The sequence below is a fragment of the Pseudochelatococcus lubricantis genome (assembly GCF_042432495.1).
Taxonomy (GTDB): domain Bacteria; phylum Pseudomonadota; class Alphaproteobacteria; order Rhizobiales; family Beijerinckiaceae; genus Pseudochelatococcus; species Pseudochelatococcus lubricantis.
The window spans coordinates 67644-81468 of the sequence record NZ_JBHLXC010000024.1; the positions used below are offsets into that span (position 1 = coordinate 67644).

Annotated in this window: 12 protein-coding genes; 1 reads left to right on the forward strand and 11 read right to left on the reverse strand. The window is 61.0% G+C overall.

Going from position 1 to position 13825, the window contains the following annotated elements:
• Window positions 1-67: 67 nt before the first annotated feature.
• From ACFFJ7_RS19505 to ACFFJ7_RS19515, 3 genes are read right to left on the reverse strand one after another with little or no spacing between them, the layout of a single operon-like run.
• Entirely contained in the window at window positions 68-2101 is a 2034-nt protein-coding gene (locus ACFFJ7_RS19505) for an ATP-binding protein (RefSeq protein ID WP_377594642.1), read from the reverse strand.
• A gap of 32 nt (window positions 2102-2133) precedes the next feature.
• Window positions 2134-2439, reverse strand: coding sequence for a HigA family addiction module antitoxin (locus ACFFJ7_RS19510; RefSeq protein ID WP_377594645.1), 306 nt, complete (start codon window positions 2437-2439; stop codon window positions 2134-2136).
• 16 nt (window positions 2440-2455) lie between these two features.
• A complete protein-coding gene (locus ACFFJ7_RS19515; RefSeq protein ID WP_377594647.1) occupies window positions 2456-2740 on the reverse strand; it encodes a type II toxin-antitoxin system RelE/ParE family toxin in 285 nt (94 codons plus the stop codon).
• Window positions 2741-3131: 391 nt separating this feature from the next.
• On the opposite strand from ACFFJ7_RS19515, the gene ACFFJ7_RS19520 reads away from it, so the two are divergent.
• Window positions 3132-4364 (forward strand): hypothetical protein, encoded by a 1233-nt coding sequence (locus ACFFJ7_RS19520; RefSeq protein WP_377594649.1) that lies wholly within the window; start codon window positions 3132-3134, stop codon window positions 4362-4364.
• Window positions 4365-4371: 7 nt separating this feature from the next.
• On the opposite strand, the gene ACFFJ7_RS19525 is transcribed toward ACFFJ7_RS19520, so the two are convergent.
• The 8 genes from ACFFJ7_RS19525 to ACFFJ7_RS19560 all read right to left on the reverse strand — a co-directional run bounded on the left by ACFFJ7_RS19525 (window position 4372) and on the right by ACFFJ7_RS19560 (window position 13591).
• The gene (locus ACFFJ7_RS19525) at window positions 4372-4596 is read right to left on the reverse strand and encodes a hypothetical protein (protein WP_377594651.1); all 225 of its coding nucleotides are present in this window, start codon (window positions 4594-4596) and stop codon (window positions 4372-4374) included.
• Between the two features lie 20 nt (window positions 4597-4616).
• Window positions 4617-4880, reverse strand: coding sequence for a hypothetical protein (locus tag ACFFJ7_RS19530; protein WP_377594653.1), 264 nt, complete (start codon window positions 4878-4880; stop codon window positions 4617-4619).
• Window positions 4881-5201: 321 nt separating this feature from the next.
• Entirely contained in the window at window positions 5202-6923 is a 1722-nt protein-coding gene (locus tag ACFFJ7_RS19535) for a ShET2/EspL2 family type III secretion system effector toxin (RefSeq protein ID WP_377594655.1), read from the reverse strand.
• Window positions 6924-7194: 271 nt separating this feature from the next.
• Window positions 7195-8364 (reverse strand): FMNH2-dependent alkanesulfonate monooxygenase, encoded by a 1170-nt coding sequence (gene ssuD, locus ACFFJ7_RS19540; protein ID WP_377594657.1) that lies wholly within the window; start codon window positions 8362-8364, stop codon window positions 7195-7197.
• A 156-nt stretch (window positions 8365-8520) separates the two neighbouring features.
• On the reverse strand, window positions 8521-9963 hold the full coding sequence (locus tag ACFFJ7_RS19545; protein WP_377594659.1) for an FAD/NAD(P)-binding protein: 1443 nt from the start codon (window positions 9961-9963) through the stop codon (window positions 8521-8523).
• A gap of 37 nt (window positions 9964-10000) precedes the next feature.
• On the reverse strand, window positions 10001-10855 hold the full coding sequence (locus ACFFJ7_RS19550; RefSeq protein WP_377594661.1) for an NADPH-dependent oxidoreductase: 855 nt from the start codon (window positions 10853-10855) through the stop codon (window positions 10001-10003).
• 111 nt (window positions 10856-10966) lie between these two features.
• Window positions 10967-12301 carry an LLM class flavin-dependent oxidoreductase gene (locus ACFFJ7_RS19555; RefSeq protein ID WP_377594663.1) on the reverse strand — a complete coding sequence of 445 codons (1335 nt, stop codon included), beginning with the start codon at window positions 12299-12301 and terminating at the stop codon, window positions 10967-10969.
• A 39-nt stretch (window positions 12302-12340) separates the two neighbouring features.
• Entirely contained in the window at window positions 12341-13591 is a 1251-nt protein-coding gene (locus ACFFJ7_RS19560; RefSeq protein WP_166955204.1) for an acyl-CoA dehydrogenase family protein, read from the reverse strand.
• Between the last annotated feature and the right edge of the window lie 234 nt (window positions 13592-13825).

Consider the following 13825-nt stretch of genomic DNA (forward strand, 5'->3'; position numbering starts at 1 on the left):
GCGGATACGGCGGGCTCAAACGCCTGGCCAGCCAGCGCCGTGGCGGCTTTCTCGATCTCGACGGCGTTCATGCGTCACCCGCCTCGGTTGTCGCCGGTTCCTTCGCGTCTGCACCGGGTGCGGCGTTACCGTCGTCCTCGCCCTCGATCAGGATTCCCTCCAGGAACTCCCGGTGACGCTCCTGCAAATACGCTAGCGCCTGTCCATCATCGACGCGATGCTCCAGCTTCTCTTTTACGAACTGGAGGCGGGCGTTGTTCTCTTCCAGGATTTCTCCCCATGTCTTCACGCCGACCGACACGCGCGCGCCCTTCTGGATCAGACGCCGCTGCGGGTCCGGGCCGTTGCGTATGCGGGCCTCCACCTCCTTGTTGTATTCATCGGAGACGAGCCAGAAGTGCCAGCGCAGACCCTCGACGCGATTGAAGCGCGGGTCTTCCTCGACCGCGAGGGCGTATCCCTCGATCTGCATCAAGTGGGTGGCGGTGATCGTCACCCTGGGAGCCTTCAGCTCAATGACTAGGTGTTCCAGGTCGTTGTGACGGTGGCGACGCTGCGCACGGGATAGCATGAGATCGACGATACCGCGTGTCTTGTTAATGACCTTCACGGGGTCATCAATCACTAGGTCCGGATCAAGCTTCTCCCGATGCGCTTTCAGAACTGTGGTGAGGTCCTTGTCGCTGGCCCATAGATTGTACTCTTCGCCAAATACCCAGGTGTTCTGCTCCAAAATTTTGTGAAGCTGCGAGCGTTCCCGGAGTTTTTGGCGAGCCTCATAGTCGAACAGGATGAAGCGCAGCGCCTCCAGGAATTTGAGGCGATCGGCAACCAGCGTCGCCGCACTGATGATGCCAGAAAGGTCGGTTTCGTCGAGAAGGTCCGCAAGCTCCTTCTGCTTGCGTTTAGGCAGCTTCAGGACCTCATCGAGAATGCGCTGTAACTCGGTGGGACTTCGCTCAATAGCGTGGCGTAGCAACCGCAGATGCAGGGCGGCTTGTTTGGGAGGCGTCTCGCGAAAATCGGGCGATGCATCCTGGACGGTGACAGCCACGATGTCGAAAATCTGGCGCTCTGCCGTTTCGAGCGGCGTGGCGGCATCCCCTTCGTAGGGATAGATTTTCTTTTCCTTCCACTGATCGACGACTATCCGCGCCCGCTCTGCCGCGCGCGACCGAAACAGTTCCTTGATCTTGTCGCGGGCTTCTTCGATGGCATTCGCTAGGGCAGGAACCATTTCGGCGAGGTCCAGCCGGCCGTCGCGGTGCAGGTCGCGAATGAAGCTGGATTTCAGGTAAGCGGAAAAATGGAAATCCCCGACGTGAAAGCGAGTCTCAACCTGCGAGAGAGGAAATCCCTGCTCACTACATAGATACAAGGTGCGGCGGGTCTGCCTGCGCCATTCGATGACTTCGAGAACGACGCTGTGCGGTGTGTCTTGCTCGTCGAGAATAGGTGTCAGATCAAATTCCCATGTGCCGGCGATGGCAAGGTTTGGGTCGATCCTTTCGCTGCCGATAGCAATGCTAACGTCGCGGTAGTCCTTGAGGTAGATAGCGAAAATTTCCGACAGCTCTTGGACAGCGTTCTCGGGCTTGAGCGACGAGAATTGTCTTTTTAGTTCTGAAATGACAACCGTCACGCCTCGCGCCGCGCCGGGTGCGGGCTGTTCGTCGGAAATGCGGACGCGCTCGATCTCACGTTCAAGCACGGCTATATCGTAGCGGGATAGCGTGCCGCCGTTGTCATAGACGACTTTCCAGTCAACGACGTTTCCGAGCGCAAAAGCCTTGAAGCGACCTCTGCCTTCCTGGCCGTGAAGCATGCGGTTAAGGCTGAGCGTGCCGAGCCGCTGCCGTTTCCAGGAGCCGCCCAAGTTCTGAAAAAGCTGCGGAGCATCGGCGCGCGGCATGCCGTGCCCGTTGTCGGTCACGACGATTTTGGACATGCCGCCAAGAGCGTCATTTTCGATCTCGACATTGACGGCGGTCGCATCGGCGTCGAGTCCATTCCAGATCAATTCGGCCAGAGCCTGGATCGGCTGAGCCTTCGCCTGCCGTTCCAGAAAATCGGGCCTGACTTCGACCTTGATCTCTTCCATTTCTTCCCCCCCGAACCCCCGCCTTATGGGTTTTATGGCGCGTTCGCGCCCGCCGCTTCGGGCCGGATGGGCAGCCCGGCGATCTCGCGACCGGCCTTCTCCTGCGCGACACGGATGTCAAAGGCGCTTTGGAGGTTGAGCCAGAACTGTGCGGTGTTGCCGAACCAGTGGCCGAGGCGCAAAGCGGTGTCTCCGGTGATGCCGCGCCGGCCGTGAATGATCTGCGTTACCCGGTTGGCGGGCACGTTTATCTGGCGCGCCAGCTCGGTTGGCGTCACGCCGATCTCCTGCAATTCATCGGCGAGGATTTCGCCGGGATGGATGGGGGGCCGTGCCATAGCTTTCTCGCCTCATCTAGTGATAATCTACAATCTCGACCTCCGATGGCCCGGCAGCGCCCTGCGGCCACTCGAAGCAAATCCGCCATTGGGAATTGATGCGGATGCTGTATTGGCCGCGCCTGTCGCCGCGAAGCGCCTCCAGACGGTTGCTCGGCAAGCCGCGCAAATCGTCGAGGCTCGTCGCGGCCTCCAGAATTTCAAGGCGCTTCCACGCCTGCCGGTCGAAACCCTGAAACTCCCTGACGAACGTGCCATCGGCGAAGGCTTGGGTCCGTTTGTCGCGGAAGCTCAGAATCATACAGATAAGATAGCAGGCTGTGACGATTTACGTCAATCGTACATTCTGGCTTTGTATCAAGCCGCCCTAGGCGTAGCGATGAATCCGTCACATCGTTCGCTGGCCTTGACACCCGGCCTGCGCGGCGACCCGATCTCGCAGCTGAGCCGTTGATGCAGGCCGACGAAGCCGCTTTGGCGATGGGCGTGCAAGAATCTTCTACAATTTCAAAGGGTTTAAGGCCCTTCGACGAAGGCGAATTTAGAGGGCTATGGCGTAAACATAACTATCATCTTCACCCGGTGCGGTGCGCCAATAAAATCAATAGGTTAGCGGCATTTCGCTAAGAAGTCATTGATAGCGGGCAGGCTATGGGTAGGTAGGGGCGACACGCTTAGAACGCAATCAGCCAATGCACTGGTTATCGTCACACAACCGTTCCGAGTTTTTGGCTGTTCCGCAGTTGGTCCGTTTCGAATACGGCCGGGGCCGCGACGGTTTTGAACCAACCCTGCTTATCAAGGGCAGCACCCTTTTATTGAAATATGTGGTGTTAGGCGCGCGTATACAGCTTGCCTTTGCCATGTTTGGCGGCCGCCTGCTGTGCGCGTTGAAGGTCTGTGATGACGGCGATCAGGGCGGCATCTTGTGGTCAGTTGTGGAACGCGAACAGGAATTGAATGGCATTCGCGGCTTGGCGGGCGGCCAACCGTTGGTAGCATTTCTTTTTAACGAGCTTGCCGTGAATGTCGCTTGGAACGACTTGGCTACGTCGGGCACTTTGGAACGCCTCGCCGCATGGACGGAAAGCGCGACGCTAGGCAGCGTTGACTATGCGACATTAACGACGGCGGTTCGCCCGATGATGGACCGACTTCACCAATCCGGCGCAAGCGACGATGAATGGTTGGCTTTGGAGGTTGGCGGAAGGTCCGATTGGAAAGCAGTCAAAAACCACTTTATCACAGCGAGCGCGTCAGCCAGTCTGATTAACCTGTTCGACGGCGACGAAGGCAATCAGCAAGAGCAATTGGGCGTCTGGCTTACTGATAACCTTCAGCCTTCGGGCACATATCACAGCCCGCAAATTCCCAAGGGCGCTGGAACGCGCGAATTGACCGATATACTGCTAAGCCATGAGTTCGGCGCGGCACTGATTGAATCGAAAACCCTTTCGATACTAGCGCGGGAACGCCTGCCCGAAAGGGCGAAGTTAAAGCGCGACATTTCCGCTCATATTGGCAAAGCATTCGCCCAATTGCGGGGTGCGATGCGGGCGCTTAAGTCCGGCGTTCCGGTGACAAGTCCGAGTGGTGATACGCTAACCGTCAAGCGGGAAAAGCCTGCCCATGCAATCGTTCTAGTCCCCGATTTGGAACTTGTAGAAGATCATGCCGCCTTTGGCGTCGAGTTCATACACGATTTCATGCGGGCAACTGGCGGCTTCCCGCACTTGCTCGACATTTCGGAGTTGCTTCGCATTGTACAGGCCGCCGAGATGATTGCAGCGCGAGGCAAGACGACTACTCCGATGATGGCATTCGACTATTACCTTATGGAACGAGCTAAAAAATCGGCCGATGCTGGGACACTGTGCATTGAAGTGCTCTTGCGCTTTGCCAACGATGAAGCGGAAATAAACTAAAGGCGCGCTATGACCGCGCCGCGCCAATCAAGGCCCGTTGCTGCACCGTCAAAGCGACTTCCCATTCGGCATTGGTGCCGTAGTCCACCACGACCATAACCCTGCCCCTACATGGGAAGCCCTTGGCTTCGAACGTCGCCGGGTCTACGAACACGACGCGATTCGCCGTTCGCTTTTTCGCCCGCCTCGCCTCAAGCTTGGCGATGCGTGCGGCAAGTCCGATGCGTGCCATCAATGCCGCCCCCGCTGTTCCTAGGCTTCGATGCGCGCTTCAAGCTCGCTGTCCGCCATGATCCGCGCCATCATCACAAGGATGTTCGCCAAGCGGCTTGCATCGCCAACGTCAATGTCGTTGCGGCGAGCTTCGCGGTAGAGCTTCGCAAGCTCTTTCCGAACGTCCCACACGGTATCGAGCTTCGCCCGCACATACTGCTTAGGGGGCGGGGGTGCCGCGTATTCCTCTGTTTCGACAACGGGTTGTCCGTCGTCATCGTGCAAATCTGCGCTGCTTTTCACCGCCTCAATCCTTCACTTATGCCCGCCAACCAAGGCGATGCGCCGGGACCGCGGGCAGCATGCTTCGAGAAGTCTGACCGCCCGCGTCGTCGCGCAAGTAATAGTCTCGACTATCGCTTGCACGACAGTAATTGACATGTATATCTCTCACTTACCCTCCTAATTATATTTATATTTTAGCACATATAAAAATAATAAATTATTCATTAAATCAGTAATAATATAAAAATCTCCTGTGATATAATAAAAATTTATTTGCGATTCATTGAAATTCGGTCGAAATTGGAATGCGCCGACCGATTCATCCGTTACTTGACGGCTTCAGGCTGGCTGTTTTTCCGCCTGAAGCTGGAGCTGTCTCTCCAGCTTGCAATAAGCATCTTTCGTTCTTTCATCCGCCTTGTGTACTATCTCGCAAATCAGGCGCCCGGCTCGCAGCGTATCCAGCATCGCGCTAGCCTGAGCGGAGGACAGCATGTTCAGCAACGCCCCATAGGCTTCGAGCGCAGAGGCTTTGTTATTGTAAAATGCGGTGCAGGGACCCGGGACACTGTATATATCCTTGGATTCCAGCAGTTCTAGAAGAAAAGCATCCCGCTCTTTCTCGGTCAGATTGAGCCCTCTCAGCAATCCCCCGAAGGCATCAATCGCCGCAACCTGATTATATTGCAATGCCTTGTGAAGTCCCGGAACATTCTCTCTCGGACACCCGGCTTTCAGGAGGTCAGGTAGAATGGCGGCGCGCTCTTCAGGCTTTAAATCGAGCGACTTCAGCAACGCGCCGAAGGCAGTAATCGCAGCAGCCTGATTGTACTGCAAAGCTACATTGAGTCCCGGTACACCGTCCGCCCGCCTGGCCGCCAACAAACCGGGCAGAAAAGCCTTGCGCTCTTTCGGCGTGGAGTCGAGCGCCTTCAGCAGTGCTCCGAAGGCATCGATCGCGATAGCACGATTATTTTGTAACGCCATGTAGAGCCCCGGGACACCATCTGCATCCTTGGCCTCCAGCAGGCGGTGACGCTCTGCGGCGTCGGGAATGGCTTCCATTCTCTGCCGGACGGTATCGAAGGCTGCCTGATCGCCACCATATCTGAGCAGTTGATGAAGCAGCATTTCGGAAACGCCATGCTTCGACTCCGCTTCAACCGTCACAAACCTGGGCTGTTGCATCCCCGTTGTATCCATGCAATCGAACAGAATTACTTCCTTCTCATTGGCACGGAAATAAGCCTTATAGTAACTGTCACCGAGAAAATGACGCAGCGCATATTGAGTGTTTTCAAAACCGGCCGGATTATCAAGCTGGCAGCGAACTTTGACATCCGTCCTGTTGGGGTCGAAAAATCGCACGACATACCCGTCACGCTCTCCGGCCTTGCCGGGCTTCCTGTGCAGTTCGAGCGCCATGACGTGATCGTCGGAAAGAACCAGAAAATGCTTCTTCTCGCCTGACTGCATGCTGCGGAAAAAGCTCGAAAGGTGGAGTCCGAATCTATCATTACTGACAATATGCTTTTCGGACGCCTTCTCCGTCATTCTCTCGTATTCGACTTCGATGTCGCGTCTGACGTTTCTGGCTATAAGTTCCTTGCTTCCAAAGAGCTGATGCGGCAACAGCTTGGCGGCGGTGCGCGCTTCCGAAATGAACCGTGTGGCCAGATGGCGGCATACGATGCGGTCCTTCTCGCTGGACCCGCCGTCAAAATAAGCCTTTCCATTAAACTTGCCGGGAGCCGCGACGTAGCGCTCCGAATAATAGGGAAGGCGCTTGTCATGTTTCGGTTGATGCAACCCGCCTGGCAAAAGCCTTGCATCGTCAAGAATACGCACGTGAGCGTGCTCGGAGACCTGGACCTTGCGCTGTGAAAGAAGCGTCTGATTGGTCGCGGTCGCATTGCGCACCGCCGTTGTATCGGGCGTCCGTGCTCTCCATCCAGACGGCGCCGACAGTGTACCCTTCAAATCTTGACTACCTCCCCTTTCGCGCAAGTTATAATCTCGAAAATCCCCCGAATAGAACCTTTTATATTGTGTATCTTTCATATTCTTCCCGAAATTAAAATAATAATTAATCTATATACATCAGAACAATACGGAAAATTTTTAACCGTACCATAATTATAAAAGACAGATATCCATGTGGCAAGCGCTTCCGTGGCTTTTCTAGAAATACAAATATTTCAAATGTTCTATGTATAATTCTTGCAACTGGATGATCGACCATGATTCTGGGCCATTTCTGCGTTTCGTTGAAACGCAGAAATGGCGAGAGGAGGGCCCGCCGTCGTCTCTTGCAGGGGGTAGACGGCCCGTTTCACGCCGGGATGGCAGTCTTCGAGCCGCCGTATTGGCCCACCGCGAATTCGTTGGCGACGCCGGCCCGCAAGCCCTGCCTGTCCGCCGCGATGCCGAGCTGCGGGAACAGGAGTTCGGCCACCCGGTAGGCTTCCTCAAGATGCGGATAGCCGGACCCGACGATCGTATCGATACCGACCGCCCGATATTCCCGCAGCCGCTCCGCGATCTGGTCCGGCGTGCCGACAAGCGCCGTGCCCACGCCCGTGCGCACGAGGCCGACGCCCGCCCACAGGTTGGGCGCGACAACGAGCCGGTCGCGCCGCCCGCCGTGCAGGGCGGCCTGCCGGCGCTGTCCTTCCGAATCCATCTCTTCCACAAAGCGCCGGTAGGTACGCTCGATCTGCTCGTCGGTGATGTTGCTGATCAGCCGGTCCGCCGCGCGCCAGGCTTCCTCTTCCGTCTCGCGGACGATGAAATGGATGCGCAAGCCGAAACGGATATTGCGCCCCTTCGCGGCAGCCTTACGGCGCACGGAAGCGAGCTTTTCCGCCACCTGCGCCACAGGCTCGCCCCATGTCAGGTAAAGATCGGTCGAAGACGCGGCCAGCTCCTGCCCCGCTTCGGACGAGCCGCCGAAATAGAGCGGCGGGCGCGGCGACTGGGCGGGCGGAAAATCGATGCGCGCACCCGCGACCTTGTAGTATTCGCCGTCGAAATTCACGGTTTCGCCGGTAACGAGGCGCGTCCAGATGTCGAGAAATTCGCGCCCCTGCCGGTAGCGCTCGTCATGGCCAAGGTGGATGCCATCGCCGGCAAGCTCGACAGGGTTGCCGCCCACCACGACATTGAGCAGCAGCCTGCCGCCGCTCAGCCGGTCGAGCGCCACGGTCTGACGCGCGGCGAAAGCAGGCGAGGTAACGCCAGGGCGCAACGCGACAAGGAACTTCAGCCTCTCCGTCACCGTGGCGAGGCCCGCCGCGGTGATCCAGGAATCCTCGCAGCTCTGGCCGGTGGGCAGCAGCACCCCGTTGAAGCCGAGCTGGTCGACCGCAATGGCGACCTGCTTGAAGTAGCCGAACTCCGGCCGCCGGCTGTACTGCTCCGACCCCAGATAACGGCCGTCGCCGTGGGTGGGAATGAACCAGAAGAAATTCAGCGGGGTGGCGGAAGACGACGTGGTACTCATCGGGATTCTCCGTTCATTGGTTGAATATAATATAGTATATAGAGAATATATTATTATGAATATTCGCGCCCACAAGAATACCCGGTCGCCATGGGGCTGTGGGAATCCATGCTTCGGCCGGCTGGAGACACGCTGCGGCCAGACGGCGAACCGGGCTCAGCCGGCTGCCGCACGCCGCTGCGTCTCTTCGGGACGGGCGGCGAAAAGCACCCGCGAGAGCTGGATGGCCTCCTCAAGCTGCTCACGGATGGCGCTCGATTCCCACGAGACCCCGCGCAGCGGATGGCCGACAGCGGACAACACCGGTGACGGTGCACCGTCGCGCCCGATGGCGGAGAGCGCCTCCGGATCGGCATCGATGCCGTAGCGCGTGGCGTGCGGACGCACGAATCCTTTCGCCAGAAGGCTGGCGACCAGCGGATCGTCGATGCGCGTCCAGTCGAACTCATGCCCGGCGCTATTGATCACCGCGTCGGCATGCAGCGTCGCGGGCTCCTGCTCGCCGCGGCGCCGCAGCGAAACCGCCACCCCTTCGCCGGGGCGGATTTCGAGACCGAGGACCCGCGCGCCGAGCCGTGTGACGCGCCCCTGCGCCTCCACCCGCGCGAGGAAGGCATGGGAAGCGGCGGCGGCGCGGTGCAGGGAGATATCCCAGTAGCTGCGCAGATGTCGGACGAAACGCAGTCGCTCGCGCGTGCTCAGCCCGGTCCAGAACACCGGCAGATGCGCCCGCAGCGTCGGCGCCAGCCGCTGCCAGTCGTCGCCTTGCGCGGCGATGGTGCGGCGCAGGCGCTGGGCGATGCGCAGGGCGCCAAGCGCCGTCGCCGGCACGGCAACGTCTGCAAGCCCATTCTCCAGCGGCGTCACGTCGCGCCGGGGCTGGACGATCAGGCCACGGCGCGATACGATGGTATAGTGGCCGCGGAAACCGCCCTTTTCCAGCGTGATCAGCGAATCGAGCATGGTCAGGCTCGACCCGAGCAGCAGCACGTGACGCTTGCGGAAAATGGACGGGTCGATGCCGTCCTTCCACAGGTCATCGACATAATACTGCTCCGCGCGGACACCCTCGGGCGCCGTCACCGGGCTGCGGCGCGGATAGAGCCCCGTGGCGAGGATTACCCTGTCCGCCGGGAGTTGCCTGCCCGACGCCAGCCGGACGGACACGCCGTCCGCCCCTGCGTCAAGATCGACCGCGCGCTCACGGACATGCTCGAACGCCACCCTACCCTCGCCGCGCGCCACGGCCTGGCGGAACGTGTCGTTGACATAGTCGCCATAGAGCCAGCGCGGCGGCGAACTTTTCGGGAAGTTGCCGCCGGGCGCCTGCCAGCCGCCCCGCGCCGCCCGCTCCGCGAGCCAGCGCACCAGATGGTCCGGATCCTCCGGGAACAGGCCGAACAACTGGGCGACACCGTTGACGACATGGTCGGGGTCGGGCGTGCTGTAGGCGATGCCGCGGCCGATGTCGGCGGCCGGGTCGACGATGGTCAGGCGAAGGGGAACAGCAGCGGCGTCGATGAGCTTGATCGCGGTCGCGGCGCCCGCGAACCCTCCTCCGATGATGACGACGCGCTGGGAATACGGATGGCTCGACATTGACTTTCTCGGCGGAATGTGAAGATGGCGCGGATCGTCAGCGCAGCGGAAAGCCAAGCGCACGGGCGAGTGCGAACAACCTGTCGCGCCCCTTGAGCGCCTGCGCCCGCCCGAGGCGTGACAGCACGTGCTGCGACCACGACGGATGCTCCTGTGCCTGCCCCTTCCAGAATGCATCGAGCACCCTGTCGTAGGTCTCGACCGCCTGCGGCTGACGCGAGGCGTCGTAGGTCTCGCGGTGCAGCACCGCCGCCTGCGGCAGCCTCGGTTTGACGGAGGCGGGCCGTTGCGGGTCCGGATAGCCGATGGCGAGGCCGAATACCGGGAAGACGTAAGGCGGCAGCTTGAGGCTTTCCGCCACCTCAAGCGGCCGGTTGCGGATCGCGCCGACGTAGACCGAGCCCAGCCCCAGCGATTCGAGCGCCACGACGGCATTCTGTGCCGCCAGCGTCGCGTCCACGACGCCGAGTACCAGGGATTCGAGGAATTCCGTGCCCTCGACCGTCACTTCATGAGCCTCACCGAGCGCGCGCACGCGCGACAGGTCCGCGAGCCAGACCAGAAACAGCGGCGCCTGGCGGATGAAATCCTGATCGCCGGCGAGTGCTGCGAGTTCCGCCTTGTGCGCGGGGTTCTCGACCGCAACGACGCTCCAGACCTGCAGGTTGGAGGAGGTCGACGCCGACTGCGCGGCGGCGACGAGCGTCTCGATGACATTCTCCGGCAACGTGTCGGGCACGAAGGCGCGCACGGAACGGTGGTTCAGCAACTGGCCGATCACCGCGTTCGACAGGATGTCGGCCGGACGCGCCTCGCCGTAACGTTCGGCGAGCAGCGACGCCACGCCGCTCCCGCCCTCATCCCCAACCGCTGCAGAAGAAACCCTCGTCATGTCAAACCTCGCCAAATCCCGATGCATGCATTGCAAGCATGAAAGCGCTATCCGGCCAAGTCAATATATATTCTATATATTATATAGAAATATTAACGGCCGCGATGATTCTCATGCTTCCACCGCTTCGCTCGCGGTTTCCCATCCGTTTGCCGGACGCGGCAGCCCGAGATGATCGCGCAGGGTCTCGCCGCGATATTCGGTACGGAAAATGCCCTTGCGTTGCAACAGGGGCACGACGTGATCGACGAAAACCTCCAGCCCCTCGGGCAGCACGTCCGGCATCAGGTTGAAACCGTCTGCGGCGCCGGAGAGGAACCACGCCTCGATGTCGTCGGCTATCGTCTCCGGCGTGCCCACCAGCAGCCGATGGCCGGTGCCCGTGCCGAGCCTGCGCAGCAATTGCCGCACGGTCAGCTTCTCCCGCCGGGCGAGTTCGATGGTTGCGCCGGAGAAAGTGTGCCCGCCGTCCTTCGGCGGAGCGACGTCGTCCGGCAAAGGCGCATCGAAGGACAGGCGCGCCGGATCGATCTGCAGCAGGCCGGCGATGCGCGCGAGGCCGTATTCGACGGGAAACAGTTCCCAGAGTTCCTCCTCCCGCCGCCTCGCGTCTTCCTCCGTGGCGCCGATGAGCGTGCTGAGGCCCGGCAGGAACGCGATGGGGCCGGTGCGCCCCAGGCTCCGGGCCCGCGCCCGGACGTCGGCGGCGAAGGCGATTCCCTCCTCCTGCGTCCGGGCGACGGAGAAGATGGCTTCGGCGTGGCGCGCCGCGAGGTCGCGACCATCGCCGGAGCCACCCGCCTGCACCAGCACCGGGCGTCCCTGTCGCGAGCGCGGCACGTTGAGGGGCCCGCGTACCTTGAAATGCGCGCCTTCGTGGTCGATCGGATGCACGCGGCCGATATCGACGAAGCGGCCGGTGGCCTTGTCGCCGACCAGCGCGCCGTCCTCCCAGCTATCCCATAGCTTGACGACCACATCCGCAAATTCGGCGGCGCGCTCGTATCGTTCGCGATGGGCGACGACGCCGTCGAGGCCGAAATTGCGCGCCGCCGCCGAATCGGCAGTCGTGACGATGTTCCAGCCCACGCGGCCGTTGCTGGCGAGATCGAGCGTCGCGAAACGGCGCGCGATGTTGTAGGGATCGTTGAAGGACGTGGAGGCCGTGCCGATGAGCCCGATGTGCCGGGTATGCGCAGCCACCGTGGCGAGGATGATCGTCGGCTCCAGCGCCTGGTAGGGGCGATACTCCGGACGCTCCGCGAAGACGGGAGTGTCGGCGAGGAAGACCGCGTCGAACTTGCCCCGCTCCGCGATGCGTGCGTTACGGACATAATGATTGACGTCGACGAACGCCGACGGGTCGCTCGCGGGCGCCCGCCATGCGGAGGCATAGAAGCCTGAATTCAGGATGTTGATGTTCAGATGCAGTTCGCGACGGCCCATGGTCGTCTGTCCTTTCGCCTCGTGACTCCGTGAGCGGGCTCACGCCGTCTTCTGCTCTTCCGTCGGGATGCCCACGCTCGGCCGCGTCCGGTCGATGACGCCGGTGACGGCGTACTGCCCCGCATTGCGGTCGTGATAGATGCGCGGGTTGTGCGAGGAAATGGTGCGCGCGTTGCGCCAGTGGCGGTCGAGGCCATGGGTGCGCTTGGCGGCGGATGCACCGAGCGCGTCGAAGAGAACCGTCGTCGCATTGAGCACGAGATCGCTCACGACCGAGACCGACTGGTTGACCTCCAGTTCGGAAAGGTCATAGGCCAGCGCGCGCGCTTCCTCGCCAAGTTCCGTGTCGAACTGGGCGTCGTGGGCGCGCTGCAGCGCTTCCGCCACCTTGAGCGCGATGGCGGCGGCGGCGTAGGCGGCGTTGCGCACCTTTCCCACGACCTGCAGGATCTGCGGATCGCCGGCGGCGGAAAAGCCGTTGCCGCGCGCATAGACGCGCTGGCGCCCGGAGACATGACGGGCAACGTCGACGGAAGCGGCGCGTGCGATGCCGGCGAGCGTTGCAAGATGCACCAGCTGGTAGAAGCCGGTTGCATACGGGAAACGATCCACGCCCGGCTTGACGGAACCTGCATCGAGGGCGACGTTGTCGAAGCGTGTCGTGCCGCTGGCGGTCAGCGACTGGCCGAAACCGTCCCAGTCATCAAGAATGGTGACCCCTTTCGCGGTCGTCGGCACCAGCACCAGACGGACCTCGCCCTCCTCGTCGGTAGCGGCCGCCCCCACCCAGTCCGCATACAGCGAACCCGTAGTGTAATACTTCTCGCCGTCGATGATCCACCCGTCCCCTTCGCGCCGCAGCGTCGTGGACTGCGTGCCAAGGGCCGTCGCACCGATCTCGGAATGGCCGCTGCCAACCGTCTGCCCCGCCGCGACACGCTCCAGCCACCGCGAGCGCCAGGCTTCGTCGCCGCTGCTGAAGACGTCCTCGATGAAACCGAAGTGCGCGCGCACCGAATTGGTGACGTTGGGATCGGCTTCGGAAAGCTCGATCAGCAAGGCGAAGAGTTCCGGCAGGCTAGCCCCCTGCCCGCCGAGTTCCGGCGGCAGGCGCAGCTTGGTGAAGCCCGCCGCGCGCAGCCACGACAGCTCCTCCTCCGGCAACCGGTGCTCAAGGTCGCGCGCGACCGCATTCTCGCGGATGCGCGCGAAAATGGGTCTGAACGGCGCCGCCAGTTCATCGTAGCGCGCGCTCGGCCCCGCACCCCAGCCCTGCTGAAAATTGGTCATGGAAGTCCTTCCGGGATTCTCAAGAATATTCGGGACGCCCGATAGCAGCCGGATATCCGGACCGCCGTTGCTGCCGGCGGTCATCCGGCGCGGCAGCACCGATGGACAGGGCGGGAGGAACGGGCGGCCTGAGACATAGTCCGCCCCACGTAGATCCGGGCCCTGCCATTCCCAATGGGGTAGCGAACGGGATTTTATATGTCAATAAAAATTATGGAATTTATATTTTTTTGG

Bases quoted from the DNA above. Each gene is read 5' to 3' on its own strand.
- ACFFJ7_RS19505 (WP_377594642.1), bottom strand. From the start codon at position 2,101: ATGGAAGAGATCAAGGTCGAAGTCAGGCCCGATTTTCTGGAACGGCAG.
- ACFFJ7_RS19510 (WP_377594645.1), bottom strand. From the start codon at position 2,439: ATGGCACGGCCCCCCATCCATCCCGGCGAAATCCTCGCCGATGAATTG.
- ACFFJ7_RS19515 (WP_377594647.1), bottom strand. From the start codon at position 2,740: ATGATTCTGAGCTTCCGCGACAAACGGACCCAAGCCTTCGCCGATGGC.
- ACFFJ7_RS19520 (WP_377594649.1), top strand. From the start codon at position 3,132: ATGCACTGGTTATCGTCACACAACCGTTCCGAGTTTTTGGCTGTTCCG.
- ACFFJ7_RS19525 (WP_377594651.1), bottom strand. From the start codon at position 4,596: ATGGCACGCATCGGACTTGCCGCACGCATCGCCAAGCTTGAGGCGAGG.
- ACFFJ7_RS19535 (WP_377594655.1), bottom strand. From the start codon at position 6,923: ATGAAAGATACACAATATAAAAGGTTCTATTCGGGGGATTTTCGAGAT.
- ssuD (WP_377594657.1), bottom strand. From the start codon at position 8,364: ATGAGTACCACGTCGTCTTCCGCCACCCCGCTGAATTTCTTCTGGTTC.
- ACFFJ7_RS19545 (WP_377594659.1), bottom strand. From the start codon at position 9,963: ATGTCGAGCCATCCGTATTCCCAGCGCGTCGTCATCATCGGAGGAGGG.
- ACFFJ7_RS19550 (WP_377594661.1), bottom strand. From the start codon at position 10,855: ATGACGAGGGTTTCTTCTGCAGCGGTTGGGGATGAGGGCGGGAGCGGC.
- ACFFJ7_RS19555 (WP_377594663.1), bottom strand. From the start codon at position 12,301: ATGGGCCGTCGCGAACTGCATCTGAACATCAACATCCTGAATTCAGGC.
- ACFFJ7_RS19560 (WP_166955204.1), bottom strand. From the start codon at position 13,591: ATGACCAATTTTCAGCAGGGCTGGGGTGCGGGGCCGAGCGCGCGCTAC.